Source organism: Candidatus Neomarinimicrobiota bacterium, from assembly GCA_021157965.1.
In the GTDB taxonomy this organism is placed as follows: domain Bacteria; phylum Fidelibacterota; class Fidelibacteria; order Fidelibacterales; family Fidelibacteraceae; genus Fidelibacter.
Map to the genome: position 1 here is coordinate 1 of JAGGVO010000047.1, position 26671 is coordinate 26671.

The window sequence follows — 26671 nt, forward strand, 5'->3', positions numbered from 1 at the left end:
CAGGTTCCCGGAACATCGGATGTGGAAGTTGACGAAAAGACCGGTGTTTTAAAGCGGGACGGCATTGATTCCAAAATGAATCCATACGATTTATATGCCATTGAGACAGCCCTGAAAATCCGGGAAACAAAGGGAGGAACCATTAAGGTCCTGAGTATGGGTCCGCCACAGGCTGCTCAAATCATCCGGGAAGCATATATGATGGGGGTAGACGAAGGGGCATTGTTAACGGACCGAAAATTTGCCGGAGCGGATGTGCTTGCCACAGCCTATACTCTTTCCCAGGGAATCCGTAAAATGGGTGAATTCGATCTGCTTCTCTGCGGTAAAATGACAACGGACGGGGATACGGCTCAGGTTGGGCCGGAAATTGCCGAATTCTTACAAATCCCCCATGTATCCAATGTCAGGCAAATCCTTTCCATGGACGATAAAGCCATCACCGTCGAAATGGACATGCCCGAGACCGTTGAAATCCAGGAAGTTTTGTTTCCCTGCCTCATCACGGTAGAAAAAGATATTTATACACCCCGGCTCCCATCCTTTAAATTGAAATTAAAAACCAATAAAAGGGAAATTCCCCATATCACCTTCAGGGATCTGGAAGACCAGGATATCTATCATTACGGATTGAACGGTTCCCCAACGCAGGTTCTGAAAGTCTTTCCTCCTCCCAAAAATGATGTGAGTGAAGTGTGGACCGGAAGTGGTGACGAACTGGGAAGACGGCTGGCGGAAAAACTCAAAGAACTGAAATTTGTCCGGGAGTAATCATGGCAAAAATCATTATCCATCAGGAAAACATCCGAAATCCCGAAGAACTGACAAACGTGTGTCCTTTCAATGCCATTGAATATATCAACGAGTACCTGAGCATCAATGCTGCATGCAAAATGTGCAAAATCTGTGTTAAAAAGTATCCGGATGTCTTTGAATATGTGGAGGAAGAGCGGCCTCAGGTAAACAAATCGGCCTGGCGGGGCATTGCAGTCTATGCAGATCACGTGGAGGGCAACATTCATCCCGTGACCTTTGAGCTTTTGGGCAAAGCCCGGGAAATGGCAGTTAAAATCGGTTACCCCGTATACTGCCTGATGATGGGGGACAGAATTTCCATAAAGGCAGAGGAGCTCCGGCATTACGGAGCGGATAAGATATTTGTCTATGATAAACCGGAGTTGAAAGATTTCCGGATTGAGCCCTATACAGCGGTTTTTGAAGATTTCATCAAAAAGGTGCGGCCTTCCATTGTATTGGTTGGCGGAACCACCGTGGGGCGTTCTTTGGCACCCCGGACGGCTGCCCGGTTTCGGACGGGACTCACTGCCGATTGTACCATCCTGGATGTACAGGATAACACCGATTTGGATCAGATACGGCCTGCTTTTGGCGGTAACATCATGGCTCATATTCACACTCCGAATCACCGGCCCCAGTTTGCCACGGTCCGGTACAAAATATTCAATGCCCCGGAGCGGACTGCAAAACCTTCGGGAGAGCTTATTTTTGAGGATATTCCATCCCATCGCCTGAAAAGCCGCATCCGGGTTCTGGAAGTACGGAAAAAGGAAAAGGTTCAGTCCATCGAAGATGCCGAAGTTATCGTTGTCGCCGGCAAAGGCGTAAAGAAAGAGGCTGATTTGGCCATGATCCGCGAATTGGCAGACCGGCTGGGCGGCATGGTGGCCACAACCCGGCCCTTAATTGAAGCCGGCTGGTCAGACCCCCGAACCCAAATCGGTCTCAGCGGTCGGACGGTAAAGCCCAAACTCATGATTACATGCGGCGTATCCGGATCTGTCCAGTTTGTCGCCGGCATGAACAATTCGGAAAACATCATTGCCATCAACACAGACCCGAAAGCTTCCATCTTTGATGTTGCCCATTATGCCATTATCGGGGATCTCTATGAAGTCATTCCCGCTTTATTGAAGGAACTGCCGGCCCCGGAGGGTCAGACTCACAAAGGAGACCAAGTATGAGTTTCACATATAAACAGGTAGATGCCCGGGATATTGAATTTTTAAAATCGGTCTGTGAGCCGGAACGGGTGATGACGGGTGAAGCAATTCATGAAGATTACAGTCACGACGAGCTGGCAGGCATACACCGCTATCCGGATGTCGTAGCTGAAGTGCAAAACCGGGAAGAAGTCTCGAAAATCATGAAATATGCCTGGGAAAATAATATTCCCGTCACCCCTCGTGGACAGGGAACAGGTCTGGTTGGAGCTGCCGTACCGGTGAAGGGGGGCATCCTCATGAGCCTTGTGAGGATGAATAAAATCCTTGAGTTGGATGAAGACAATCTAACTTTAACGGTTGAACCGGGCGTATTGCTGATGGAAATTTCTAAACATGTAGAATCCCATGATCTTTTTTATCCTCCCGATCCGGGAGAGAAAAGTGCAACCATCGGGGGAAATATCAACACCAATGCCGGCGGCATGCGGGCAGTTAAATACGGTGTAACCCGGGATTTTGTCCGGGGACTTGAGGTAGTGCTTCCCAATGGCGAAATGGTTGAAATGGGTGGTAAAATTGTTAAGGACAGCTCCGGTTACAGTCTGAAGGATTTGATTATTGGTTCCGAAGGAACCCTTGGGATTGTTACAGCTGCCACCCTGAAGCTTCTGCCCCTGCCAAGGGTTGCCATCAGCCTTCTTGTCCCCTTTCCAACCCTGGAAACAGCTATCGAAACAGTGCCTGAAATTATCAAATCCAAAAGCATCCCCACAGCCATTGAATACATGGAACGACGGGTAATTTTGAATGCTGAAGATTATCTGGGAAAAAAATTCCCGGACGCCACATCCGATGCCTACCTTCTGCTCACCTTTGATGGAAATACCCGCGAAGAAGTGGAAAAACAGTATGAAAAGGTTGCCCATATCTGCTTGGATGCCGGTGCCATGGATGTTTTCATTTCAGACACCCAGGAAAGGCAGGAATCAATCTGGAGTGCCCGGGGAGCTTTTCTGGAAGCCATCAAGGCATCCACAACGGAAATGGATGAGTGCGATGTAGTGGTTCCCCGAAAACACGTAGCCACTTTTATCCGTTATACCCGCCGGATTGAAAAAGAACTGGATATCCGCATTGCCAGTTTTGGTCACGCGGGGGACGGGAATCTCCATGTCTATCTGCTGAAGGATGAGATGGACAATGAAACCTACCATAAAAAGCTTACGGCTGCCTTCGATCGCCTGTATAAAAAGGGTAAAGAACTGGGCGGACATATATCGGGTGAACATGGCATCGGGTATGCCAAACGGGAATACCTGAAAAAAAACGCCGGCGATACCTACATGCAGCTTTTACGCAATATTAAAACAGCCTTTGATCCCAAAAACATCCTCAATCCGGAAAAAGTCTGCTTTTAATAAAACCTCTCAACGTCTAAACCTCTCAACGTCTAAACCTCTCAACGTCTAAACGTCTCAACGTCTAAACGTCTAAACGTCTAAACCTCTCAACGCCCTTCCTGCTTTTTCCCGAAATCGGGACTGATAGGCAGGTACCGAATCAATATAAAGCCAGGAATAGTTGCCAGCATAACCCAGATAAAGAAATTCTGGTAACCCACAATTTCCTGAATCCAGCCACTGATCATCCCCGGAATCATCATGCCCAATGCCATAAAACCGGTACACAGGGCGTAATGGGCTGTTTTAAACTTGCCTTCGGCAACGGAAATCATATAGAGCATATAGGCGGTAAATCCGAATCCGTATCCGAATTGTTCCAGTCCCACACATAAGGCCACGACAAAGGTATTGGACGGCAAAGCAGAGGACATGTAGATATAAACGGCATTCGGAACATTTATGGCGATAGCCATCCACCATATCCAGTATTTGAGTCCGTGTTTAGCTGCGGCAAAACCGCCCAGAATCCCTCCGAGTGTAAGCATCAGAAGGCCGATTGTTCCATAGATAAAACCGTATTCCTGAGTTGTGAGCCCTAATCCTCCGGCTTCCTGGGCATCCAGAATAAAGGGCGCCGCCAGTTTGACCAGCTGGGATTCACCCAGTCGAAAAAGCAGGAGAAAAGCAATAGAAACACCGATTTTTTCTTTTGTAAAAAAATCTTTGAAGGTTCCGAAGAAATCCTTCATGAATTCAAGAAGAGAACTTTGTTTCCGTTCTTCCTCCACATTTTTCGGCAGAACAAAGAAATGATACACGGCAAAGAACATGAAAAGGACAAACAGGACAATGAAGGTCACGGACCAACTTAGAACAATATTTCCACTGTTTGCCTCAAAGGTGGCAAATTCCCTCTGATCCAGTTTGGGATCCAATTGGATTAAAGCCATGGCGGGCTGATCCCAGTTATCACGGGTAAACACAAAGCGGGTGCCTTCCACCAGATTGATATTTTTGCTTCCTGTATTCCGGCCGAAAGTGATCACCACTTCTTCGTCATCTTTTTCCGGAGCTTTATTGAGCCGGAAAAAGATAACACCCATATTACCGACTTTTTCAAGGACCGGTTTGGGTTTATCGCCGAAACGATTCTTCAGAGTTTGTTTAAGGGGATCCGCCACATGAACGGCCCACCAGGAATGTGATTCCTTTTTCACCACTTCCTCTTCCTTGGGCTGCCCGTGGGCCAGATTCCAGGCTTTAACGGCTGCTTTGATGGAATCGGCCGTGGTTGTCATGATGGGCTCAATGTCAATCACAACTTCATCCGGCCAGCTGACAATGGATAATTCACCTGTTTCATCAATGGAAGGCATATCCTCTGCAGTAGCCATGGTATATACTTCCGGGGAGACATCGGAATAGGCTTTCAGTTCAACGGAATCCAGTCCGCTGTTACTTTCGATCAGTCCAGCCAGAATAATCAGCAGCCCCTGTCCCGTCAGCATGGCAAATCGGTAAAAAGTGCTCCGGATTCCTACAAACCAGGCCTGTTGATGCTGGTCCAGGCCAATCATATACAAACCATCGGCCGCAATGTCATGGGTGGCGGAGCTGAAAGCCATAAGCCAGAAAATCCCAATGGTGATTTTAAAGAAATTCGGCAAGGGGATGGTGAGGGCAACACTGCCCAAAGCGGCACCAATAATAAGCTGCATGGCAAGAACCCAGAACCGCTTTGTTTTCAACACATCCACAATGGGGCTCCAGAAGGGTTTTATCACCCAGGGTAAATAGAGCCAGCTTGTATAGAGTGCAATTTCAGCATTTGAAACCCCCATTTTCTTGTACATCACCACCGTGATATACATTACAATCGCGTAAGGGAGTCCTTCGGCATAATAAAGTGATGGTATCCACCACCAGGGAGATCGGCTTTTTGTGCTTTTTTCCGTCATGTCAAATCCCAATTTTAATGAGTGTATTTTTGCACGTGCAATTTACATGAAATGAAAAGGGAGAACAAGCCAAGAGCATATACTCCGGACTGAAATCCGGGGCCATCTTTTTTCCTGTTCCGGGCAAATACGGGAATCCGCTCCTATCCCTCGTATCCTCTCTTTCCGTTTCCCCCAACTATCCCTCTAAAACAAACCTTTTCCCTATTTCTTTCGTCTTTTGATTCAGGGTTTTTTCATTATCTGAAAAAAGGGTAATCACAGGATCTCCGGGAGAAACTTTATCACCAATATTTACATGGACCAGCATCCCGGCTTTCGGGTCGATAGTATCGGTGTTTTTCCGTCTTCCGGCTCCCAAATCGATAGCATCCAGTCCCAAACCATACGTATCAATGGATTTTACAGTGCCATTTTCATCGGCGGTGATTTCTGCCACATAATCAGACTCAGGATAGGTATCGGGATCTTCGAGAACGGAAATATCCCCGTCCTGTGCTTTTACAATTTCCAGAAATTTATCAAAGGCCTTACCGTTATCCAGGAGAGATGCCAGTTCGGCACGAATTTCTTTCCGGTCGGCTTCCGGTTCGGCCAGAAGAATCATCTCTTCCGTCAGGCGGATGGATAAATCCCGGACATCTTTGGGACCACCGCCAAGAAGGACATCCAGGGATTCGCGGACTTCCAGCCAATTCCCAATCGCTTTTCCAAGAGACTGATTCATATCCGTGATGACAGGCGTGACTTTCAGGCCTCCCGCCTCTCCAAAGTGTTTCAGTTTTGAGGCCAGTGTTTCAGCATCTTTTTGCGTTTGCATAAAAGCACCGTTCCCCGATTTCACATCCAGGACAAGTCCCTGAATTCCTTCTGCAATTTTTTTACTCAATATTGAAATGCAAATAAGGGGAATGGAGCGGACGGTTGCGGTCACATCCCGGAGAGCGTACAATTCCCGGTCTGCCGGACAAATATCGTTTGTTTGTCCGATGAGGGCGCAGCCGATGGTATCGGTCTGTTCCTGAAATTCCTTCAAAGTTAAATTGGTTCTCAGCCCGGGAATGCTTTCCAGTTTATCCAGGGTTCCGCCTGAATGTCCCAGTGCTCTACCGGAGATCATAGGAACCCTTACTCTGCCCGATGCGGCCGCCAAAGGTGCAAGAATCAATGAGATTTTGTCTCCAACCCCACCAGTACTGTGTTTATCGGCATAAAAGACATCCTTATGCTTGAAATGTATCCTTTCCCCGCTTTTAATGACGATATCAATCAGATTTGATACCTCCTCATCTTCCAATCCGCGAAAATATATTGCCATCAACATGGCGGACATCTGATACGCAGGGATATCTTCAGATAAATATCCGGAAATAAAAAATTCCCACTCTTTGCGGGTCAGAGATTTTCCGGCCTGTTTTTTTTCAATCAATGAATAGGGTAACATCAGTCTGTCTCCTGATTTGTTAAAAGATACGATTCTGCCAATTCACGGTAGTGATGAGCCGAGCTCAGAATTTTCTCATATTCCTCATCCGTCACATCCCGGATTACTTTAGCCGGCACACCGGCAACCAAGGTTCGGGCAGGTACGGTAAAATGTTCCCGGACAACAGCACCTGCCGCCACAATAGATCCTTCTTCCACAACAGACCCGTTTAACAACGTGGCACCCATACCAATGAGAACCCTGTCCCGGATATCTGTCCCATGAATAATGGCTCCATGACCAATAGTCACATCATCACCTACCAGTGCCGGATATTCTCCCGTACCCGTATGGACCAGAACCCCATCCTGGAGGTTAGAGTTTTCCCCGATACGAATATAGTGGATATCCCCCCGAAGGACGGAGCGAAACCATACTGAGGTATATTCTCCGATAATCACATCGCCGATCAGGGTCGTATCAGGTAACAGCATTGTTTTAGGATGAATGACAGGCTTCACGCCGTGATGGATAATAATCATGATTCATCGTTCCCGTTTTTTACACGTTTTCTGAATATTTTCAGGGTGACTTGTTCCCGTATGGCATACCACACCAGAAAAATCCCCAGGAATCCAAAGAAAATGTTGGATGACCACATCGCCACCCAGGGGGAGATAATAGCCCGGTCGGCCAGGCGTTCGCCGCCCATAAGGGATGCCCAGTACACCAGGAAAAAGACAACACTCACCCCAACGGCCACACCCATACTTCCCCGGCGGGCAATGATTCCCAAAGGTGCCCCTACCAGGACGAATATGATACAGGCAACCGGCATGGATATCTTTTTATGAATCTCCACCAAATATTTATTTTCCTGCATTTTATAAGCCTGGAGAATCCTGATATCCGTATCCAGGCGTTTCTGTCGGGCTTTCAATGTCCTGATTTGCTGTTTATAATTCCTGGCTTTCCGAGGATTGTTTGCGATGGAATCCCTCTCGAAAGAGGTTACCAGATTGTTCAGATGGGCATCAAACCTGTTCACATCAAAGACTGTTGTATCTGCATCCCAGCGGGCCATATCCGATTTAATCCTGTTTCGGATACTTTCCTGGCGCTCACGATAATCATGGACAATGGCCAGCATATCCGCAATATCCATCTCCCGGTCCCCCCGGTGATTCGACTCTTTTCTCTGGAGAGACATTTCATCCACAGGAATGGTGATGCGATGCTTTTCAAAATGGAGTATCCGGTATTCCTCATCTTTTTCAGCGGGATACTCATGAATTTCACCATCCTGCAAATCCAGGATCACCCGTGTACCCCTGGTGGATAAGTTTCCGGTATGAGCCCAGACAGTAATGTGCTGCCCCTCGGGAGACGTGTGGTAAATGAGCAAATCCTTTAAGTTATTTCCTTCTTTCTGCCGGATGAAGAGGGTGTAATCGGGAATATCATACAGGAAATATCCGGCATTGATATTCAGGTCGGGATGTTTTTGATAGATAGCCCTTTTTAAAAGTCTGGCCCGGTGGTTGGCATCCGGCAGGATATAATTGTTGAAGTACAGAAGTCCCAACATCACAATAAAGGCAAAGAGAAGAGATGGCCGGATAATCGATGTAAAACTGATTCCCGAAGCCCGCATGGCCGTAATTTCGTTATCTTCTCCCAGCCGGCCGTAAGCCATGAGGGTTGAAATGAGCACCGCCATGGGAACGGCCATCGCCAAAATCCATGCCAGATTCAGTATGATATATTCTACGGCTACAAAACCCAGGTTTTTACCCAGCAACTTATCCAGACTTGTCATGAGCAGATTGGAAATAAAAAGAAAAGCAAGCACGAAAATGGCAGCAAAAAAGGGGCCCTGATGCTCTTTAAAAATGTAAACATAGAGTTTTGGAATTCTCATAAAAGCCGGTCTCCGGTATAGTCAGCCATTTAGAAATCCCCTCCCAGAGAAAAGAGGTAGCGGGGTTTGGAAAAGCCATTGCCGTCGTATTCCCAGGCCATATCGACGCGCAGCAGGAAATAACCAAGGTAAATACGAATTCCCGTTCCCGTTGATGCAATGAGATCCTGAAACTTATTGTTAAAAGGCCACAAATCCGGATTCTGAATCAGGGTTAAATCATCATACCAGGCTGTTCCCGCATCCATAAAAAGCACACCCCTGATTTGCCAGAGATTCAACGGTAAGGGAAAGCGGAATTTTGCATATTCCAGGAAGGGGAAGCGGAGTTCGGCATTGACCACCGTGAATTTGTCTCCGTATTTGGCAAAATAGGGCGTTCCCCGGACAGGAGTGACAAAACGGGAAAAGTAATAAAGGGTCATATCGTCACTGAAATTTCTTGACGATGTGCCAAAGATGGGAGCATTCGTGTTATAGCGGTAGTTGAGCCAATTATCCACACCTCCGATGAGAAATGTTTGGGGATTTCGTCCCCAGGAGTACCCACTGGTCAGGCGGAAACCAATGTGATAATCAAAATTGAATTTCCAGTATTTCCTGAAATCCAGAGAGAGGGTGTTGAAGGCCGGTGTATCCGTATTGATATTGGGAGAAAAATCAAACTGTACCCGCCAGCGGGTCCCGTCCATGGGGGCCGTATAAGACCAGAGGACATTGTCTTTCACATAGGCGAGTGTGGAAACGGTGCTTCGGAAGGAGTGGTCAAAATCCTCGTAAGATTCATATATGTCCATCACTTCACGACTGATTGTTGACAAGGTCTGTGTATATTCAAGACGCCTGTAGCGGTCGAAGGGATAGGATATCCCTGCCATCAATCCGTAATTACGGTACCGGGTGAAACGGATAGCATACCCGTAGTCCGTAAGATAGTAGGTATAGTAGTGATTGGAATCATTATAATATGTGGCGGCGAAATTGAGTCTGTTTTTCAGATATGCATAACTGATGGAGTAGTCACTATTTTTCAAATCGATATATAATTCTGTCCCGATACCTATCTGATGGTCGCCCATCATATCACTGAAAAGGAATACCGTTTGTCCCTGGATTCCGTAAAAAGTGGAATATCCCACCTGGCTATCCACAAGATCCAGGGAGAATCGGGTTTTATACTCATGGACTTTGTAATCGCCCGTTTCGGTTAAGATGAGTGCTGAATCCAGAGCAACGGAATCCCCTTTTGTAAAGGCATCCTGTCTGTGGTGGGGAATAAAGATAAATTTGCTGTATTCACCCTGTCTTTCCGGTTTTTCCATATCACTGACTGTTGCCGGCATGGTCTTTTTAACGGATACCGACTGATCCGGGGCAGATTTGTAGGCCAGGGGTTCGGTGGTTTCAATGGTATAATGATGTTTTCTGAATTCAGTTATATTCAGGTCCCTGGGGAATAAAGACAGAGGCTCGTTAATCCGGTAGATATCCCATCCGCCGTTTTGAAAAGCCGTTAAAACCATGGTACCGCCGTCCCGTGAGATATCCAGGTGAAAAACACCGCCTAAAATATTTGTCACGGCATAGGGTTCGGCGGTTTCCGGTTTAATCCACACATTAAAAATCCCGTTCTCGTCGGACGTGTAAATAATCGTTTTCCCATCAGGGGCACAAATGGCATAATCTTCATCCCAGTCTGTCTGTGTCACGGCTTCTTTGACCCCTTCGGGATAAGTAATGCGCCAGACATCATTCTGGTAGGGATGGCGGAAAGACTGAAGGGGCAGGCTGCGGCGTTTTTCGTTAATATAAAGGATGGATTTGCCATCCGGTGCCCATATAGGATTCACGGAGCTGGTATGATCGCGGGTGAGATTCGTGAGGGTTTTGGTATCCAGATGATAGGTATAAATATCATTTTGGCAACCGTTGTTTCCGGAAAAGACAATAATATTTTCCCGGGGATGCCAATCCGTTGAATAGATTCCGTTCAGTTCTTCTATAGGATAAAAGGTTTGTTTTTTAGTTTTTACATCCACCACCACAAGAGCGTCGGAAGGACCGCTTTTTGCGGCAAAGACGATCTTTTTAGAATCGGGAGACCAGCTGATACCCGGAGAAAGCCATTTGAGTTCTTCAAGCTTTGCTTTCCGCTGACCTGAAACAATTTTCTTAACATCCTTCCCATCCTCAGCACGCATGGTAAAAATATCCGCATAGCCATTCCGGTCGCTGAGAAAGGCAATTCTGGATCCATCCGGACTCAGGGCCGGTGCGATATTCTGATAGTTCCCAAGTTCATTGTGATCGGTCAGCCGGACACTGATATTCAAAATATCTTCGGCAAAATCAATATCCGGCCAGTAGGTTTTTTGGATATATTTATGCCATTCAGCGGTAAAATCCTCTTCGGACATATTAAAAATGCGCTTGATACTACGGGGGACGCTGTGAGTGGCTTTAAGGGAGCCGTAGAAGTCGGTCAGTTTTTCCATCCCATAGGTTTCGTGAATAAAGCGTATGATGGACTGACCGCCCTTGTAGGCATAATACCCGTCCAGAGCCCACATGGGTGGAAACTGCCCGTTAAAGGCAAAATCGCGCATAAACATATCCGCCTGTGTATCCCAACGGAGGGATTCATATTCGGCCGTCCCCTCGGCCAGCCACAGGGGAAGATCAAGGGTTACGGCACCGGAAATGATCGATTGGATAGATCCGCCGAAATACATATCATTCATAACCGCATGGACCATTTCATGATGAATCACATGGCGGAAGTCCCTGTAACTTCCCTCAAAAGGCAGAACGATACGGTTTTTAAACAACTCCGTAAAACCTCCGGTACCTTCGGAAACATCTCCTGAATAGGTATTTGTCTGTTGAAAAGCTTTGTGGCTGTTATATAAAATAATTGCATAACGCTTTTGCAGAGGCCAGTTCAACAGATTGCGTATGCTGGTATAGGCCTGTTCTGCCTCCCGGGCGGCAGACTCGGCAATCTTATAGTTATCATCATGATAATAAATATCGAAGTGATTGCTTTGAATATATTTCCAGTCAAACGTATCATACTGGACCTTGTTTTTCCCGAACTGAGCCCGGAGGGGAAAAGACCAGATGATTATAAAGGCAAGAATCATCAGACGTTTAGCGGACATGCGCTTCTCCAAACTATTAGTTGAGAATATTGAAATTCAGTGTCTTAGTCAAGACATCTCCGTATGCAGGACACATTTCCATTACATCTGTTAACGAGGGTTGCGGCATGAGGTTTCAATCCAATCCATCCGGCAAATGGAATCCGCCTTCCGGACGATGAAACAGGCCGGTGGGTTCATCAATAAGAAAAAAACCCCGCCAGATGAGAGACGGGGTTTAATTTGAAAAATGTTGAAAGAGCTTATTTGACAGCTTCTTTCAGAGCTTTTCCGGCTTTGAATTTTGGTGCTTTGGAAGCAGCAATATTAATCTTTTCACCGGTTGCGGGATTGACACCGATCCGGGCGCTGCGTTCAGCCACATAAAAAGTTCCAAAACCTACCAGTGTCAGTTTGTCACCGGCTTTCAATGCATCCTCGACAGCTCCGAGAAAACTGTTCAGAGCTTTTCCGGCCTGGTCTTTGGTGATACCGGCATCAGCAGCAATTTTGCTTACGAGATCAGCTTTACTTAAACTCATCTGGGGTCTCCTTTGTTTAGTTTGTTTGTTTTGATGTTTCCCACATAATTTAGAATTAATATTGTGATAATTTTAATATATGTCAAGAGAAAATCCTTTATTTATGCACTTTCGGGAAAGTTTTTTCCTTTTTTACAAAAAAAATGAGCTTGGAAGCCCTTTACAGGTAAACTATATTTAACCTTATCTGTTTAAACGGGAGGATCTATGAAAAAAATGACCCGTCGGGATTTTATCAAAGCCGGAACGGCAGGCGTTATTCTTGCCGGAATGCCCCTGACGCTTACTAATTGTCTGAAGCGTCCCGGCAGTGCAGCACCAAAAAATCTGGGGGAATATTTTTCCTTTTTTGGAGTAGACGAAGAGATCATCCGCAAAATACTTGAAACAGCCCTGTCTGAGGGAGGAGATTATGCAGATCTCTTTTTTGAATACTCAACGGGGAATTCGGTGGTGATGGAAAATGACACCGTAAACCGGGCATACATCGAGTCCTCTCTCGGGATGGGTGTCCGGGTTTTAAAAGGGGAAAAGACCGGATATTCTTTTACGGAAGAGATTACACCGGAAAAGATGCAGAGTGTGGCGCGGACTGCGGCCAAAATTGCCGGAAGTCCTGGACAAAAAGACGTCAAAATCCTGAAAGAGAGAGAACTTCCCCATTATTACCCAATCATCACCCGCTGGGAAAATGTATCTATTAAGAAGCGGATTCAGATGCTGAGATTCGTAAATAATGAAATGTTAAAAAGGGATTCCCGGATCCAGGCAACACAATTAAATTTTTCGGATAATGAACGCCTGATTCTCATTGCCACATCAGAGGGGGTCCTTGCGGGGGACTATCAGCCCATGACCCGTTTTAATGCCTTTTGTGTGGCAGAAGAGAAAGGTCGCCGTGAAAACAACGGTTTTAACCTTTCAGCCCGGCAGGATATCAATTGGTACACCCGAGACAAATTGATGTATCTGGCCCGTGAAGCCGTCAAACGCACTATTGCCCTTTTCGATGCCGTACCGGCACCTGCCGGAGAAATGCCCGTTGTTCTTGCCGCCGGCAGTGCAGGGATACTTCTTCACGAAGCCATCGGTCATGGTATGGAAGCTGATTTCAACCGGAAAGGGATCTCCATTTTTTCAGACCGGATGAATAAGAAAGTTGCCGAACCCATTGTTTCCATTGTAGATGACGGAACCAACCTCAACATCCGGGGCTCCATCAATGTGGACGACGAAGGGATTCCCGGTCAAAAAACACACCTTGTGGAAAACGGGATTCTTCGTTCCTACATGCATGACAGGATCAGCGCCAAATATTACGGGCTTAAGCCCACCGGGAACGGTCGCCGGGAATCCTTTAAATTTCCGCCCCAACCCCGGATGCGCAACACCTATATGCTCAACGGTCCACACACTTTTGAAGAAATCATCCAAAACACAACCCGGGGTATTTATGCAGATCAGTTCCTGAACGGTGAGGTTCATATTGGTGCCGGAGATTTCACCTTCTATGTAAAATCCGGGTATATGATTGAAAACGGAAAACTGACTCAGCCTGTGAAAGATATTAACATTATCGGCAACGGCCCGGATGTTCTGAGTAAAATCACCATGGTGGCCAATGATCTGAAACTGGCAGAAGGCGGCTGGACTTGCGGAAAAGGCGGCCAATCGGTCCCCGTATCCCAGGGTATCCCAACCTGCAAGGTTTCTTCCATAACCGTGGGTGGTAAAAACATTTGAGGTCTATCATGCAAAAACAAAAAGATTATGAAAATGTGTTAAAATGGATAGAGCAAAAAGCTCTCAAGATCGGGGCTGATGCTATCCGTTCAGTACTCAGTATAAATTCGGGATTCAGTATAAACCAGCGGGATAATTCCATTGAAAAAATGGAAGAATCCATCCAGTCCTCACTCCATGTGGAAATTTTCAAAGATAATCGGTACTCATACCATTCCACCAACGATCTGAATCCGGACCGTCTTGAATCTTTTCTGGACAAAGCTGTTTCCATGACCTCTTATCTTGAAAAGGATGAGGAGCGTAAACTGCCGGATCCGTCACTGTACCCAGCATCGAGGCCACAGGTGAATCTGGATTTGGTGGATCAAAATCTTTCCTTTATGTCCATTAAGCAGAAAAAGAGTATTCTGAACCGTCTTGTTCAAAGTGCCTATGCAAAAAACAAACAATTGATATCCGTAACAGGTGAATTCTGGAACGGCCATAGCCATATCTATGGAAGGGCATCCAACGGTTTCTCGGGCAAGGTGGAAAGAACCTACGTGGGCATGAGTGTGGAAGTTAGTATGGATGAACCGGGAGGGCGAAAACCGGAGGATTGGAAATCGATCAATGCCCGTCATTTTGAGGATTTGTGGGAACCGGAAACCGTCGCCGCTGAAGCGGTTAAGCGTGTAGAACAAAAACTGGGTGCCATAAAAATTGATTCCGGTAAAAAGACCATGGTTGTGGAAAATACAGCTGTCCCCCGCTTGCTGTATCCCGTAATCAGAGCTTTAACCGGAAGATCCTTGTTCCAGAAACGCTCCTTTCTCGACGGCATGATGAACCGACAGATTGGTTCAGATCTGTTTACCCTTCTGAATGATCCCTTCATTCCCCGGGCACTTGGAAGCCGCTATTTTGATGAAGAGGGCATCCAGGCACAAAAAAGAATTATATTTGAAAAAGGGACCCTGAAAAACTATTTCATTGATTCTTATTATGGGAACAAATTGGGGATGAATTCCACATCGGGAAGCTTTTCCAATCTGATCCTCAGTCCCGGTAAATTATCCCCTGAAGAACTGATTAAAACCGTACCGGAAGGGATTTACGTAACCCAGTTTATCGGGGGAAATTCAAACTCTAGCACCGGCGATTTCAGTTATGGTGTTATGGGACACGAAATCCGGAACGGAAAATTGGTCCGTCCTGTTACTGAAATGAACATTTCCGGGAATTATCCGGATCTGATCAAATCACTCCATGCCGCAGGAAACGACCCGTATCTTTTCTCCAGTTTCCGGATGCCCACACTGGTGTTTGAAAATGTGGATTTTGCAGGGAAATAAAAACCGCAGGTTAAGGTTGCACCTCGATACATCCGCCTGCGGCGTCCTGTTCGATAACCGGGATTGAACCAGGGAAATTTATTTATCAAAATGGGGTGATATATTAATTATAATATAACCTTGCTTTCGTTTCGGTGACAGCGTATTTTATCCCCGGGGGTCATTCAGAATAGGAATTTTCATATATTAAGCAAGTGATTTAATTCAACATATTTAAACAGTAAATCAACCCAAAAAAACCATACTCTGTCAGGACTTATATTATCGGCTGTTCGTGAAAGTCAGTATATATTTTGCAGATTCCTTCACTTTGTTCATGGTAAAGAAATCCTTCCTGTAATCACCCTTCAGGTACATTTCAGTCTGATTCAGATAAAAAGGACTGGCAGGATTTCCCGAGCTTCCCGTAGGGAGAATGACATAACTTTTATCCCAATCAGCAAGATTGTAAATATGGCGCTGTGAAGCACCGTGATTCACGCTATAAGGATTTGCAAGGCTGTAGGCAAAGGGACACACCGTATGAAAACTGCCCGGTACCGGATAAGACTCCCCATTCAAATGAAAAACCCTGTCCAGCATTTTCACCGATCCCAGGGGATGGCTGAGGGCCAGAGTATGTAAATCCCCCCACTCCCAGGATTGTGGATCGTTTCCCAGTTTATCTTCCAGGTCGGCCACGACATCCTGAAATGTCATCCAGATTATATCCTCCAAAGTTTCCTTCGTCCCTTTTGTTTTAATATCATCCACCCAGATTCCACCATGATTTTCCCAAATTTTATCTGCGGCATAGCGTGAAAGGTAAGAGCTCCGTGAATATTCCGTAAACAATGAATCTCCCATTTCGTCCAGGAACAAATTCCGGACCAGGGTAACATAGAAATGATCAAAAACAGCCGGGGCTGCTTCGGAGGCTTCCATTGACCCGGACCAGGTCCGTAAAAGGTTCAGGGCACCGGTCTCTGAAGGTGTTAACTCTCCCCGGTGGGCATGGACAACCTTCAATAATCCGGGCAGGTAATCCCGTACCATAACAGATTGGTAATCTGTGTGCATACGCATAAAATCCCGGGTTGAAAGTTTATCTTTGCTGTTCAGCATCTCCCGGATTCTGTCTATCCTGTAATGAAGGGCATACCAATAACTGATATGATGGGGATATGCTTCATCTGTCGTTTTATTATTTGCTGATGAAATAGTCCCGGTTGAAGGATTAAAACTGTATGGCCGTTCTTCAAAGGGAACAATGCCTTCCCATTCATATTCGCCGGTCCACCCCGGCACCACCATGAGTCCGTCACCCTTTTTCCGGATCGGAATGCCTGCACAGGTCTGAAGGCCAATATTTCCGTCAACGTCGGCATAAGCAATATTCTGGCTGACGGAAACAAACCCCCTTGCCGCTTCCCGAAAATCATTCCAGTCGTCCGCCCTGTTCAAGGCATACACACCTTCCAGCTCCCGGCTTAAGTCATATCCAAGCCACTTCATGGTAATTACATCATCACCTGTCCTTTTGAAATCACTGATGACAGGCCCGTGATGTGTAAAGAGAATCGACATTTCAATTGGTTTTTCACCTTTGACGGGAATTTTTTCCTTTTGGATTTCAAAAGCCTTCCATTCTCCCTTGAACTCATAAAACTCCGGATTTTCATCCGAGACTTTTTCCAGATAAAAATCCATGTCATCCACCATCACATTGGTCATTCCCCAGGCAACGCGTTCATTGTGTCCGGCAATCACAAAAGGCTGTCCCGGCAGAACAACACCGCTGACATGAAGACCATCCGAAACATACTGGTGCATGGGATACCAGATACCGGGCGAGGACAGCCCCAAGTGCATGTCATTGGCAAAAAGGGGAGCACCGGTTTCACTTCTATCCGGTCCGACAACCCAATTGTTACTTCCGTGAAAAACAACCACGCCCAAGCGGTCAAGTTTTTGAGTGGCATCCTGAAGCACAGCACCTATATCCGGCAAATCAGCACCGGAAAGCTCTTCATGGACAACCGAATATTGAGCAGTGATATCCGGGATCAACTCACGGTAATAATCATGTCCCAGTTTCCGGCCGATTTTATACAGGATAATTTCTGAGGAATAAGGCATGGTCAAATCCCAGGCCATATACCCGATGAGATTGGCGGAATGGACCGGCTCCCAGGGTTCCGGTTTATATCCCAGGATAACAAATTCCGGCGGGAGTTTATCCCGGTGGGTTTCTATATAGGCATTCACCCCGGCAGAGAAGGACTCCAGAGCTGTCAGAATATCGGGGTTTTTTGTGCTTTCAAGAATTTTCAGGCTCTTTTCTGTCATCCTGAGGGTCCGCATCAACAGATCGGTCTCTACAAAATCCTTTCCGAATATTTCAGACAACCGTCCCTGAGTCACCCTCCGAAGCAAATCCATCTGCCATAAACGATCCGATGCCATCACATACCCAACAGCCCGGTACAAATCGTCCTCACATTGGGCTTCCAATGTAGGAACACCCCATTCATCCCGGTATACCGTAACAGGATTCTCCAGACCCGCGAGAACTAATTCACCCTCTAAGCGGGGCAAGGCCTGTTTTTTTAGCCGGTTCAGGTAAAGAATTCCACTCACGGCCACTGCAATCACTAAAACAAAAACAATCCATACAAGCTTATGTTTCAACCGCATGATTCCCTCCATCTGCTGATTGATAATGAATAAATAAGATTAAACTTTTTTATCTCTGAAGTCAAGATTTGATAACTCTTTATTTCACGATATCCCGGGGAAACAACATCACAATTTATTTGGTTCCGTATTTGCGCCTTTCTAAATTGCATAAAAGGAATAAGCTATATCAATGACGCTTCATTCTCTGACATCATGCAGGATCCATTGGAAGGATATCGATTTAATATCTTTATGTTCTAAATATGCCCATACGGTTAGAGCTATGACGCGGTTCAATTTTCAGAAGCATTGGAAAGAATGCAAAATTATCCTTTTTTCTGTTGTCATCCTTTTCATTGTAGTTGGTGTTGGTATCTTTGGCACTTTATGGCAGGGGCGTATCACAGATAATTATATACGGCAAAAACTCACACATCAGGTTCAGGGACTGGCGAATTCCTTGGATAAACAACTCATTAAAGAACTGAATTTTACATTGTCTGACAGCGCATCTTTTGCTTACCACCGTGTGGAAAACCAATTAAAACATTACGGACAATTAATTGATCACCGCGGTATTTATACACTCGCCTTAACAAACAACACATTAAAAATGGGTCCCAACACTATTCCCGGACCCTTTTCATCCAAGGAATTATCACATTTTCTTACCGAAAAAAAACTGAACCCGAAGAATCGCATACGGCTTTACCAAGGAGAAACCGTTGTCCTTGGTCCCCTGAAGAATTCGGGAAATCAGATACTTACGGCATTGTCTCCTATTCACAATACGAAGACAGACTCCCTCATCATGCTTATAGGGATAGATATTTTATACGATACCAATAATAGGGTTTTGATGATGTCCATCGTGATCGGTCTTATCTTTCTGGGTGGCATCATCATCAACCTCTTCTGGCGCAAACGCCAGGAATCGCTCCTGCAGTATCTTGAAATTATCATTACGTTCGTTCTGGGCATTTTGTTAACAATGACCATCACATTTATGTTTTATAATTATGAGTGTTCGAAACAAAACGAAATTTACAGGCAATTGAGTTCTTCCATTACAAGGGATGTAAACCGCTCATTTGAAACGATCCGAAATCATCTGAACAGCCTTGTGAATTTCCAGGAAAACAGTAATTATGTGAACGACGAAGAATTTCGCCAGTTTGCCAAACACCTATTCAATACTTCACATGTCCGGTTTTATAGTTGGGTGGATTATATTGACCAACCCTCACTCAAATCCTATGAATATCAAATTGGGAAGGAAAAAAAGAGGCCATTCAAAGTCTGGGAGCGGACTCATGACGGATCTTCCATTCCGGTTGCTCCCCGGAATTATTATTTTCCTGTTCGACAAATAGCCCCTTTTACACCCCACGAAGCGCTGATCGGATTTGATATTTCTTCGGACCCTTTTCTTAAGGAAGTACTGGATGAGCTGCTAATTACAAAAATGATAACAGCCACAGGAGCTATTCCGAATTATAAAGAAAACATTACTTCGGAAACACTATATATTATGAAACCGGCATTCAGACATGCCCATAAAGAATACAAAAGTCCCTTCTTCTGTGATCTCACAGGCATTGCTCTCACAGCCCTTAACCTTTCCAGTATTTTACATCTCAGCATCCCGACCTATTCATTGGACGTTGATTCATTAATCTGCATCCATCTTGTGGATTTGGAAGATAAAGAGGGCCAACGGATTATCACATCGTATATGCCGGATAAACGGACTCCGTATCCCCCGTTTGTGAAAAAGGAAACACTTCGCGGATTTCGGCATTTCAGCAGTTACCCCCTGTTCATGTTCGGGCGTTCCCTGGCACTGGTCACTCATCCTACCCCGGCTTTTTATAGTACTTTTCCCCTGGGAACAACCCGCCTTACTTTCATTACCGGTCTGATTATCACGCTGTTTTTGACACTCTTCATCGCCTATTTGAGAAACAGGGAAAACCGCTTGGTTAAACTGGTGGATCAACGAACCCTGGAACTCCGGGAACGGGAAGAAAAGTACCGCTTGCTGACGGATAATTCCACAGATATGATTTGGTTGATGGATATGAATTACAATTTCAAATATGTGAGTCCGGCAGTTAAAAAGATGCTGGGATATGAACCAGAGGACATGACAGGCAGAAATATCCGGGAATTCTGTACTAAAGGCCATTTTGAAAAACTTGCCGAAATCTTTCAAAAAGCTCTGGAATCCCTGCCGGAAAATGAAGGTCAAACATTCGAGACGGAATTTATTCGCAAAGATACAAAACCTCTGCCCGTGGAAATCGGCACCACTCTGCTTTTGGATGATCAGGGAAATCCCATGGGTATTCAAGGCATTACGCGGGACATCACGGAACGTAAACAAGCCGAGGAACAGATTCGAAACAGTGATCGTATTTTCAACCATGCTTTGGATATGTTGTTCATTGCAGGATTTGACGGATATTTTAAAGTGCTGAATCCTTCCTGGACGCATGTGTTGGGTTGGAGTAAGGAAGAACTGCTATCCAGACCCTGGATTGAATTTATTCATCCCGAGGACAGAGATTCGACGGAGAAATTCCAGTCAGTGCTGATAAACGGGCAGGAAATTCGCCAATTTGAAAACCGGTATTTATGCAAAGACGGGACCATTAAATGGCTTGCCTGGAACTCATATCCCTATCCGGAAGAAAAAGTCCTGTATGGTGTGGCAAGAGATGTCACCGACAAAAAGAAAATTGAGAATAAGTTAAAGAATAGACTGAAAGAACTGGCCTGTATTTCATCGGTTCGCAAGGAAACACTGCAGAATCTCCCTGAGAAAGACTTTTGCGAGCGTGTAATCCGTCATGTAAAAACAGCCATGCAATTTCCCGGTTCGGTTTTTCCGGTCATTGAACTGGAAGGACGCATTTACCGCAACGGATCGGCCAATACAGTTGCAAATAAAAATTTACAGGCATTCATCAGGGCCCGGGATGAGGTATTGGGGCGCCTGGTTGTTTTTTACACTGAAAACAAACCCTTTATCATCCCGGAAGAACAGGATCTGATTAACAATGTAGCCAATACCATCGGTCTCTGGTATGAATGGAAGCGGGCACAGGCACGGGAAACACATGCTAAGAAAGTTTTGATGGGCAAACGAAATGTAAATCAGCTGATTATAAAAGAAACGGATAGAAACACACTGGTTGAAAAAGTCTGCGTGAATCTGACGGAAACTCTCGGCTATCAGTATGCCTGGATTATATTAATTGACAACGAAAATAATTTTCACATTACAAAAATTTCCGGCAAAGGCACTTGTGGGTTTAAAGAGTCTTTTAATAACCTAAACGATAACACCCTGCCGGCCTGCATTACAGATATCATTGAATCACGTTCATTTCACATATACCATGGTTTAGAAAGCGTCTGCAACCAGTGTAAATTTTCTGATAAAGACCCGAACTATGCTGTTTATTCAGCTCCTTTGAGCTATCAGGACAAACTTTACGGCGTAATAACAATGGGGGTGCCTTCGGCATTTGCTGAACTGGAAGAGGAACAGATCTTCTTTACTGAAGTGGCCGAAGACATCGGATTTGCCCTGTATAAAATCGAACTGGAAGAAAAACGAAGGACTTACGAACAACAAATCCTGAAAAACCTGCAGGAAAAGGAAATCCTTCTGCAGGAAATTCATCACCGGGTAAAAAACAACCTAAATGTGATTTCAAGTCTTTTAAAACTTCAGGCACGAAAAATCAAGACAAAAGAAGATGCTATCGAAGCCTTTAAAAAGAGCAGCGACCGGGTTCTGGCCATGGCACTGGTCCATAAAAAGCTGTATGACACGAAAAATATTGAAGCAGTGAATATGAAATCCTATCTGGCCAGCCTGGCCAATCAGTTAGTCTCTACCTATGCCCACGGACCCCAAATCAAGGTAAAAAGCGATGTGGAAAATATTGCCTTAAGCATCAACACAGCCGTCCCCTGTGGACTCATCCTCAATGAATTAATATCAAATGCCCTGAAATACGCTTTTCGGGGAAGGGATACAGGCGAAATCCATCTGAAAGTCTTCTCACCAGATACCGAAACTGTCCAGATAAAAGTAAAAGACAACGGGGTCGGTTTACCAAAAGGTTTTGATCCTCAGAAAAGTGAGTCCCTGGGTTGTCATCTGGTTCAATTATTAACAGAACAAATCAAAGGAACCCTTCAGGTTGAATCGAAAAAATCCCGGGGGACGGTATTTACCATCACATTTCCTCAGAAAGAGTAAGAATCACAAAGCGGAGTCTGTCATGGCAAGAAAACTTTTTCTGCTTTCTGTTCGCCTTCCCCGCTATATGCTCCGAATTATAGTCTTGTTGCTATTTATACTTTTCTGCCTTTTGCCGGATATGTTATCCGGCCGTGAAGTTCGTGTCGGCATCTATGAAAATCCACCCAAGGTTTTTCTGGATGATTCAAAGAATCCTCAGGAGATTTTTGTAAACATCATGAATGATATTGCCCGGTGATAAAGGGATTCATGTGACGATAGAATTTCCTTTGGGAAATACATAGACAGTTAAAATCACTACTCATAACTTCGGATATTTTTTAGATAGAATTTTTTTCCCAGGGGAGAGTGATATTCATGGTCCGCATCTTTTCTTCAAATTCGTAGCGTTCCTGTTTTTTTTTCAGGATTCCCTGTGCATCCCGCACCAACCAGCCAAAAGATTCCGCCTTTTCAAGGGCAGCTTCCGGGAGCCCCCTGAGCAGACATGCCAGGATTTCCCGTTCAAGGCGTGAAAATTGTATGGACTTCATCACATAATCATTGAATGCTTCCCAAGTTACCGGGACCCAGCGGCTTACAATTTCATGGCCTATCGTCAGAGCATAGTCCCGGATTTCTTTTTGAGCATTGCTCTCCATCCGGAGTTTGAGAAAATGGAGGAGATTGTGGAGGTCAATCTTCCAGTATGCCTCCGTATAGGTACAGAGGGGTAAGTCCTTTCGTGCCTGTTCACGGGCAACACCCGCCTCCAGGCGTTTTGAATAGACTTGGCGTGCTAACTGGTGTAATTCCGATTCCTGTTGGCTGAATTCCCGCCCGATCTCCGGATCAATGAGTCCGGCACTCCCCTGATGGTTTACGGCAGACTGACCGCGCCAGGCATCAGGAGCTGTTTTCTGAGCTGCATTGATAGCAATGGAATAGCGGGTGGAATATTCATTGACACTGGCCGTTCGGTGGCGTATCCACTGGCGCCAGCAATCCATGGGCACGCGAACATGAAGTTTGATTGAGCACATTTCAAAGGGACTCGTGTGCTGGTGTCGGAGCAGATACCGAATGAGTTCCCGGTCCCGGCTGACCTTTTTCGTCCCCTTTCCATATGAGACTCTGGCCGCCTGGACAATACTGCTATCAGTACCCATATAATCCACAACCCGCACAAAGCCGTCATCCAGTACTTTAAAAGGTTTGCCCAAAATCTCATCCAGAGCTTTGCTGTTAAACCGCACCAATTTTTCCATTATTTCTTCCATCGGTCTCCTCATCCTTTCATGTCCGGGATAAGTTAAGAAAATTCCGATGCGATGGCTTTGGAAATTCTTTTTTTAATTCCGGGGTTAGCTTTTATATTTTCCTGTAAAAGGAGAAATGCATGAAACCTTATTACATCGGAGCCCACGTAAGTGCAGCAGGGGGTGTGTCAAATGCTCCCAAAAACGCGGCAGACATCGGTGCTACCGGCTTTGCCTTCTTTACGAAAAATCAGCGACAATGGCACGCCAAACCCCTTGAAAAAGATGAGATCACCACCTTCAAGGAAACCTGTGCAGCCCTGAATTTTCCTCCTGAAAGCATTCTTCCCCATGACAGTTATCTGATTAATTTGGGTCATCCGGAAACGGACGGACTCCAAAAAAGCCGTGAAGCTTTTCTGGATGAGATGAAACGGTGTGAACAATTGGGATTGGACCGTCTGAATTTTCATCCGGGAAGTCATTTAAGGAAAATATCAGAGAAAGCGTGCCTTGCCCGGGTTGCAGAATCTGTCAACTGGGTCCTTAACCAAACTGAAGGTGTGATGGCTGTCCTCGAAAATACAGCCGGTCAGGGAAGCAATATCGGTTATTCCTTTGAGCAATTAGCTGAAATCCTGGATCAGGTGAAAGAAAAGGACCGGGTAGGGATTTGTATCGATACCTGTCATGCTTTTGCGGCAGGATATGATCTGAGAACAGAAGAATCCTGCCGGATGGTCTTTGAAGAATTCGACACCCTCATCGGATTTTCCAAACTAAAGGGAATGCATTTTAATGATGCCAAAACCGGATTGGGTGAAAAAAAGGACCGTCATGAATCATTGGGAAAAGGAACCCTGGGATTAACTGTCTTTAAATTTATCATGTCGGATGACCGGTTCAGGGGCATCCCCCTGATACTGGAAACCGTCAACCCGGAGATTTGGGCTGATGAAATCCAAATGCTTCTATCCTTTACAAAATCAAACAAATCCTCCTAAATTAGTTCACTTAACACTATGAGGTTCATGTGCATTCCCATTCACATCATCATGTATCATCACGGGGTAAAATCCTGATTGTATTCCTGCTGAATGCAGCAATTACACTGGCAGAATTCATTGGCGGATTCTTATCCAACAGTCTTGCCCTCTTATCCGATGCTGTTCATAATCTGCAAGATACCCTGGCTATCGGCATCAGTTATGGCGCTCAGGCATTATCAAAAAAACCGGCAAACACACGTTTTACCTTTGGTTATCACAGGGCAGAAATCCTTTCTGCTTTTATCAACATGTCCATACTGATCGTCATTGCCTTTTTTCTGGTCCGTGAAGCCTGGGAGCGCTTTCAAAATCCGGAAATCCCTGTCTTAAGCATTATGCTCCCCGTTGCATTTATTGGACTTGCCGGAAACGCATTGAGTATCTTTTTTTTACAAAAGGATAAAAATCACAGCCTGAATATCCGAAGTGCTTTTTTACATCTTTTTTACGACACACTGAGCTCTGTCGCTGTGATTATTGCCGCCATCGGCGCATGGCTATGGCAATGGTCATGGATTGATCCGGCTGTCACATTGATTATCGCCATCTTCATGATTTTCAGTAGCGTGAAAGTTCTCAAATCCACCATACGGATATTACTGAACGGAACCCCGGAAGATCTGCATCTGAATCAGATTGTACAAAAGCTGGAAACCATTGATGAAATCATTAATATTCACCATGTCCATATCTGGAACATCTCAGAGTCCCATCGGGCATTTAGTTGTGAAGCCATCATTGATGACCGGCTTTTATCAAAAACATCCCGAATCCGTGAAAAAATGTTACGCATTTTAAAAGAATACCACATTGACCACCTCACGGTACAATTTGAAACGGAGTGTGATGATGAAAGAATTATTCATACGTAAAGAGATGTGGGAGATGGGTGATTTGATAATCAGAGATTTACAAGTTTTTCGGCAATAAGGAGTACAAATGGCATACATCAAAATAATCGAGCCGGATGATGCTGAGGGGACATTAAAAGAAATCTATCAACAATTAGAGAAAACAAGGGGTAAGCTGGCAAACATTCATAAAATTCAGAGTTTGAATCCTGAAAGCATAACCAGGCACATGGATCTTTACATGACGGTTATGTTCGGTAAATCTCCGCTAACCCGTTCACAGCGTGAAATGATAGCTGTCGTGGTATCCAAGGCCAACCGATGTAAATACTGTCAGCAACATCATCTTGAAGCGCTGAAACATTTTTGGAAAGAGGAGAAGAAGTTAAGGACTTTTCATAAGAATTATCGAAATGCCGGATTATCATCTGTTGAGTTGTTATTATGCCAATATGCTGAAAAGCTAACATTGACTCCTGATTCAACAGAAGTTGAAAATTGTATCGTTGAAATGAAACATGCAGGGTTTGATGACCGTTCAATATTAGATGCCGCTTTGGTCATTGCATATTTTAACTTTGTAAATCGAATAGTACTGGGTTTAGGTGTAGAACCGGAAAAAGAAGGTGTCGATGGATATATCTATGATAGTGAGGAATAACTTATATTTTTTTCCAGCAATCGGACAATCTTTTCAAGTCCGATCTGATCTGCCTGAGTAAAGCGGCTCATTAAAGGACTATCAATATCCAAAACGGCGATCACATCATTATTATTCAGAACAGGGATCACGATTTCGGAATGAGATTCGGGATCACAGGCAATATGTCCGGGAAAGGTATGTACATCATCCACGCGAAGGGTTTTACGGGAAGAAAAAGCCATCCCGCAAACGCCCTGGCCGGGTGCAATCCGTACACAGGCCGGCTTCCCCTGAAAAGGGCCGAGGACCAATTCTCCTTTTTTAAAAAAATAGAACCCAACCCAATTAATATCCGGCAAAGTATGCCAGATCAGGGATGACATATTCGCAGTCAGGGCAATAATATCCGTTTCTCCCGACATCATTGTTTCGGCATAATGATAGAGTTCCTGATAAAAATACTCCCGGTTTTCGGCTGATATTTCTGAGAATTCAAACATATTCAATCATCATTCCGGA

19 protein-coding genes are annotated in these 26671 nt (G+C 45.1%); 10 read left to right on the forward strand and 9 right to left on the reverse strand.

Annotation, left to right across the window (positions count from 1 at the left end; all coding sequences use genetic code 11):
• From J7K63_07555 to J7K63_07565, 3 genes are all read left to right on the forward strand, one after another.
• On the forward strand, nt 1–771 hold a 771-nt coding region (locus tag J7K63_07555), incomplete at its 5' end, for an electron transfer flavoprotein subunit beta/FixA family protein (GenBank protein MCD6234875.1).
• Nucleotides 772–773: 2 nt separating this feature from the next.
• Nucleotides 774–1982, forward strand: coding sequence for an electron transfer flavoprotein subunit alpha/FixB family protein (locus tag J7K63_07560; protein MCD6234876.1), 1209 nt, complete (start codon nt 774–776; stop codon nt 1980–1982).
• On the forward strand, nt 1979–3382 hold the full coding sequence (locus J7K63_07565) for an FAD-binding protein (protein MCD6234877.1): 1404 nt from the start codon (nt 1979–1981) through the stop codon (nt 3380–3382). The genes J7K63_07560 and J7K63_07565 overlap by 4 nt, the downstream gene beginning before the upstream one ends.
• An 89-nt stretch (nt 3383–3471) precedes the next feature.
• Here the strand turns inward: J7K63_07565 and J7K63_07570 are convergent, their stop codons facing one another.
• The 6 genes from J7K63_07570 to J7K63_07595 form a co-directional block, all read right to left on the reverse strand.
• The gene (locus tag J7K63_07570) at nt 3472–5325 is read right to left on the reverse strand and encodes an MFS transporter (GenBank protein MCD6234878.1); all 1854 of its coding nucleotides are present in this window, start codon (nt 5323–5325) and stop codon (nt 3472–3474) included.
• 178 nt (nt 5326–5503) lie between these two features.
• Nucleotides 5504–6769 (reverse strand): thymidine phosphorylase, encoded by a 1266-nt coding sequence (locus tag J7K63_07575; protein MCD6234879.1) that lies wholly within the window; start codon nt 6767–6769, stop codon nt 5504–5506.
• Entirely contained in the window at nt 6769–7293 is a 525-nt protein-coding gene (locus J7K63_07580) for a gamma carbonic anhydrase family protein (GenBank protein MCD6234880.1), read from the reverse strand. The genes J7K63_07575 and J7K63_07580 overlap by 1 nt, the downstream gene beginning before the upstream one ends.
• The gene (locus J7K63_07585; protein ID MCD6234881.1) at nt 7290–8672 is read right to left on the reverse strand and encodes an LptF/LptG family permease; all 1383 of its coding nucleotides are present in this window, start codon (nt 8670–8672) and stop codon (nt 7290–7292) included. Before J7K63_07585 ends, J7K63_07580 begins: the two co-directional genes overlap by 4 nt.
• Before the next feature lie 29 nt (nt 8673–8701).
• Nucleotides 8702–11833 (reverse strand): PD40 domain-containing protein, encoded by a 3132-nt coding sequence (locus J7K63_07590; protein MCD6234882.1) that lies wholly within the window; start codon nt 11831–11833, stop codon nt 8702–8704.
• A gap of 242 nt (nt 11834–12075) precedes the next feature.
• A complete protein-coding gene (locus tag J7K63_07595; GenBank protein MCD6234883.1) occupies nt 12076–12354 on the reverse strand; it encodes an HU family DNA-binding protein in 279 nt (92 codons plus the stop codon).
• A 216-nt stretch (nt 12355–12570) separates the two neighbouring features.
• Here J7K63_07595 and J7K63_07600 point away from each other — a divergent pair, with 216 nt between their 5' ends.
• Both J7K63_07600 and J7K63_07605 read left to right on the forward strand, forming a co-directional pair.
• The gene (locus J7K63_07600; GenBank protein ID MCD6234884.1) at nt 12571–14097 is read left to right on the forward strand and encodes a TldD/PmbA family protein; all 1527 of its coding nucleotides are present in this window, start codon (nt 12571–12573) and stop codon (nt 14095–14097) included.
• 8 nt (nt 14098–14105) lie between these two features.
• Nucleotides 14106–15434, forward strand: a complete 1329-nt coding sequence (locus J7K63_07605; GenBank protein MCD6234885.1) for a TldD/PmbA family protein — start codon at nt 14106–14108, stop codon at nt 15432–15434.
• 261 nt (nt 15435–15695) lie between these two features.
• Here J7K63_07605 and J7K63_07610 read toward each other — a convergent pair whose 3' ends face one another.
• On the reverse strand, nt 15696–18110 hold the full coding sequence (locus tag J7K63_07610) for a penicillin acylase family protein (GenBank protein MCD6234886.1): 2415 nt from the start codon (nt 18108–18110) through the stop codon (nt 15696–15698).
• 265 nt (nt 18111–18375) lie between these two features.
• Between J7K63_07610 and J7K63_07615 the strand changes: the two genes are divergently transcribed.
• Together J7K63_07615 and J7K63_07620 are read left to right on the forward strand one after the other, a co-directional pair.
• Entirely contained in the window at nt 18376–22368 is a 3993-nt protein-coding gene (locus tag J7K63_07615) for a PAS domain S-box protein (protein MCD6234887.1), read from the forward strand.
• A gap of 22 nt (nt 22369–22390) precedes the next feature.
• Nucleotides 22391–22609 (forward strand): hypothetical protein, encoded by a 219-nt coding sequence (locus J7K63_07620; protein MCD6234888.1) that lies wholly within the window; start codon nt 22391–22393, stop codon nt 22607–22609.
• Between the two features lie 82 nt (nt 22610–22691).
• Here the strand turns inward: J7K63_07620 and J7K63_07625 are convergent, their stop codons facing one another.
• A complete protein-coding gene (locus tag J7K63_07625) occupies nt 22692–23630 on the reverse strand; it encodes an FAD-dependent thymidylate synthase (GenBank protein ID MCD6234889.1) in 939 nt (312 codons plus the stop codon).
• A 119-nt stretch (nt 23631–23749) separates the two neighbouring features.
• Between J7K63_07625 and nfo the strand changes: the two genes are divergently transcribed.
• The 3 genes from nfo to J7K63_07640 all read left to right on the forward strand — a co-directional run bounded on the left by nfo (nt 23750) and on the right by J7K63_07640 (nt 26170).
• On the forward strand, nt 23750–24613 hold the full coding sequence (gene nfo, locus J7K63_07630) for a deoxyribonuclease IV (protein ID MCD6234890.1): 864 nt from the start codon (nt 23750–23752) through the stop codon (nt 24611–24613).
• Nucleotides 24614–24642: 29 nt separating this feature from the next.
• Nucleotides 24643–25530, forward strand: a complete 888-nt coding sequence (locus J7K63_07635) for a cation transporter (GenBank protein ID MCD6234891.1) — start codon at nt 24643–24645, stop codon at nt 25528–25530.
• A 67-nt stretch (nt 25531–25597) separates the two neighbouring features.
• A complete protein-coding gene (locus J7K63_07640) occupies nt 25598–26170 on the forward strand; it encodes a peroxidase-related enzyme (GenBank protein ID MCD6234892.1) in 573 nt (190 codons plus the stop codon).
• Here J7K63_07640 and J7K63_07645 read toward each other — a convergent pair.
• Entirely contained in the window at nt 26152–26652 is a 501-nt protein-coding gene (locus tag J7K63_07645) for a GAF domain-containing protein (GenBank protein ID MCD6234893.1), read from the reverse strand. The genes J7K63_07640 and J7K63_07645 overlap by 19 nt on opposite strands.
• Nucleotides 26653–26671: the final 19 nt, after the last annotated feature.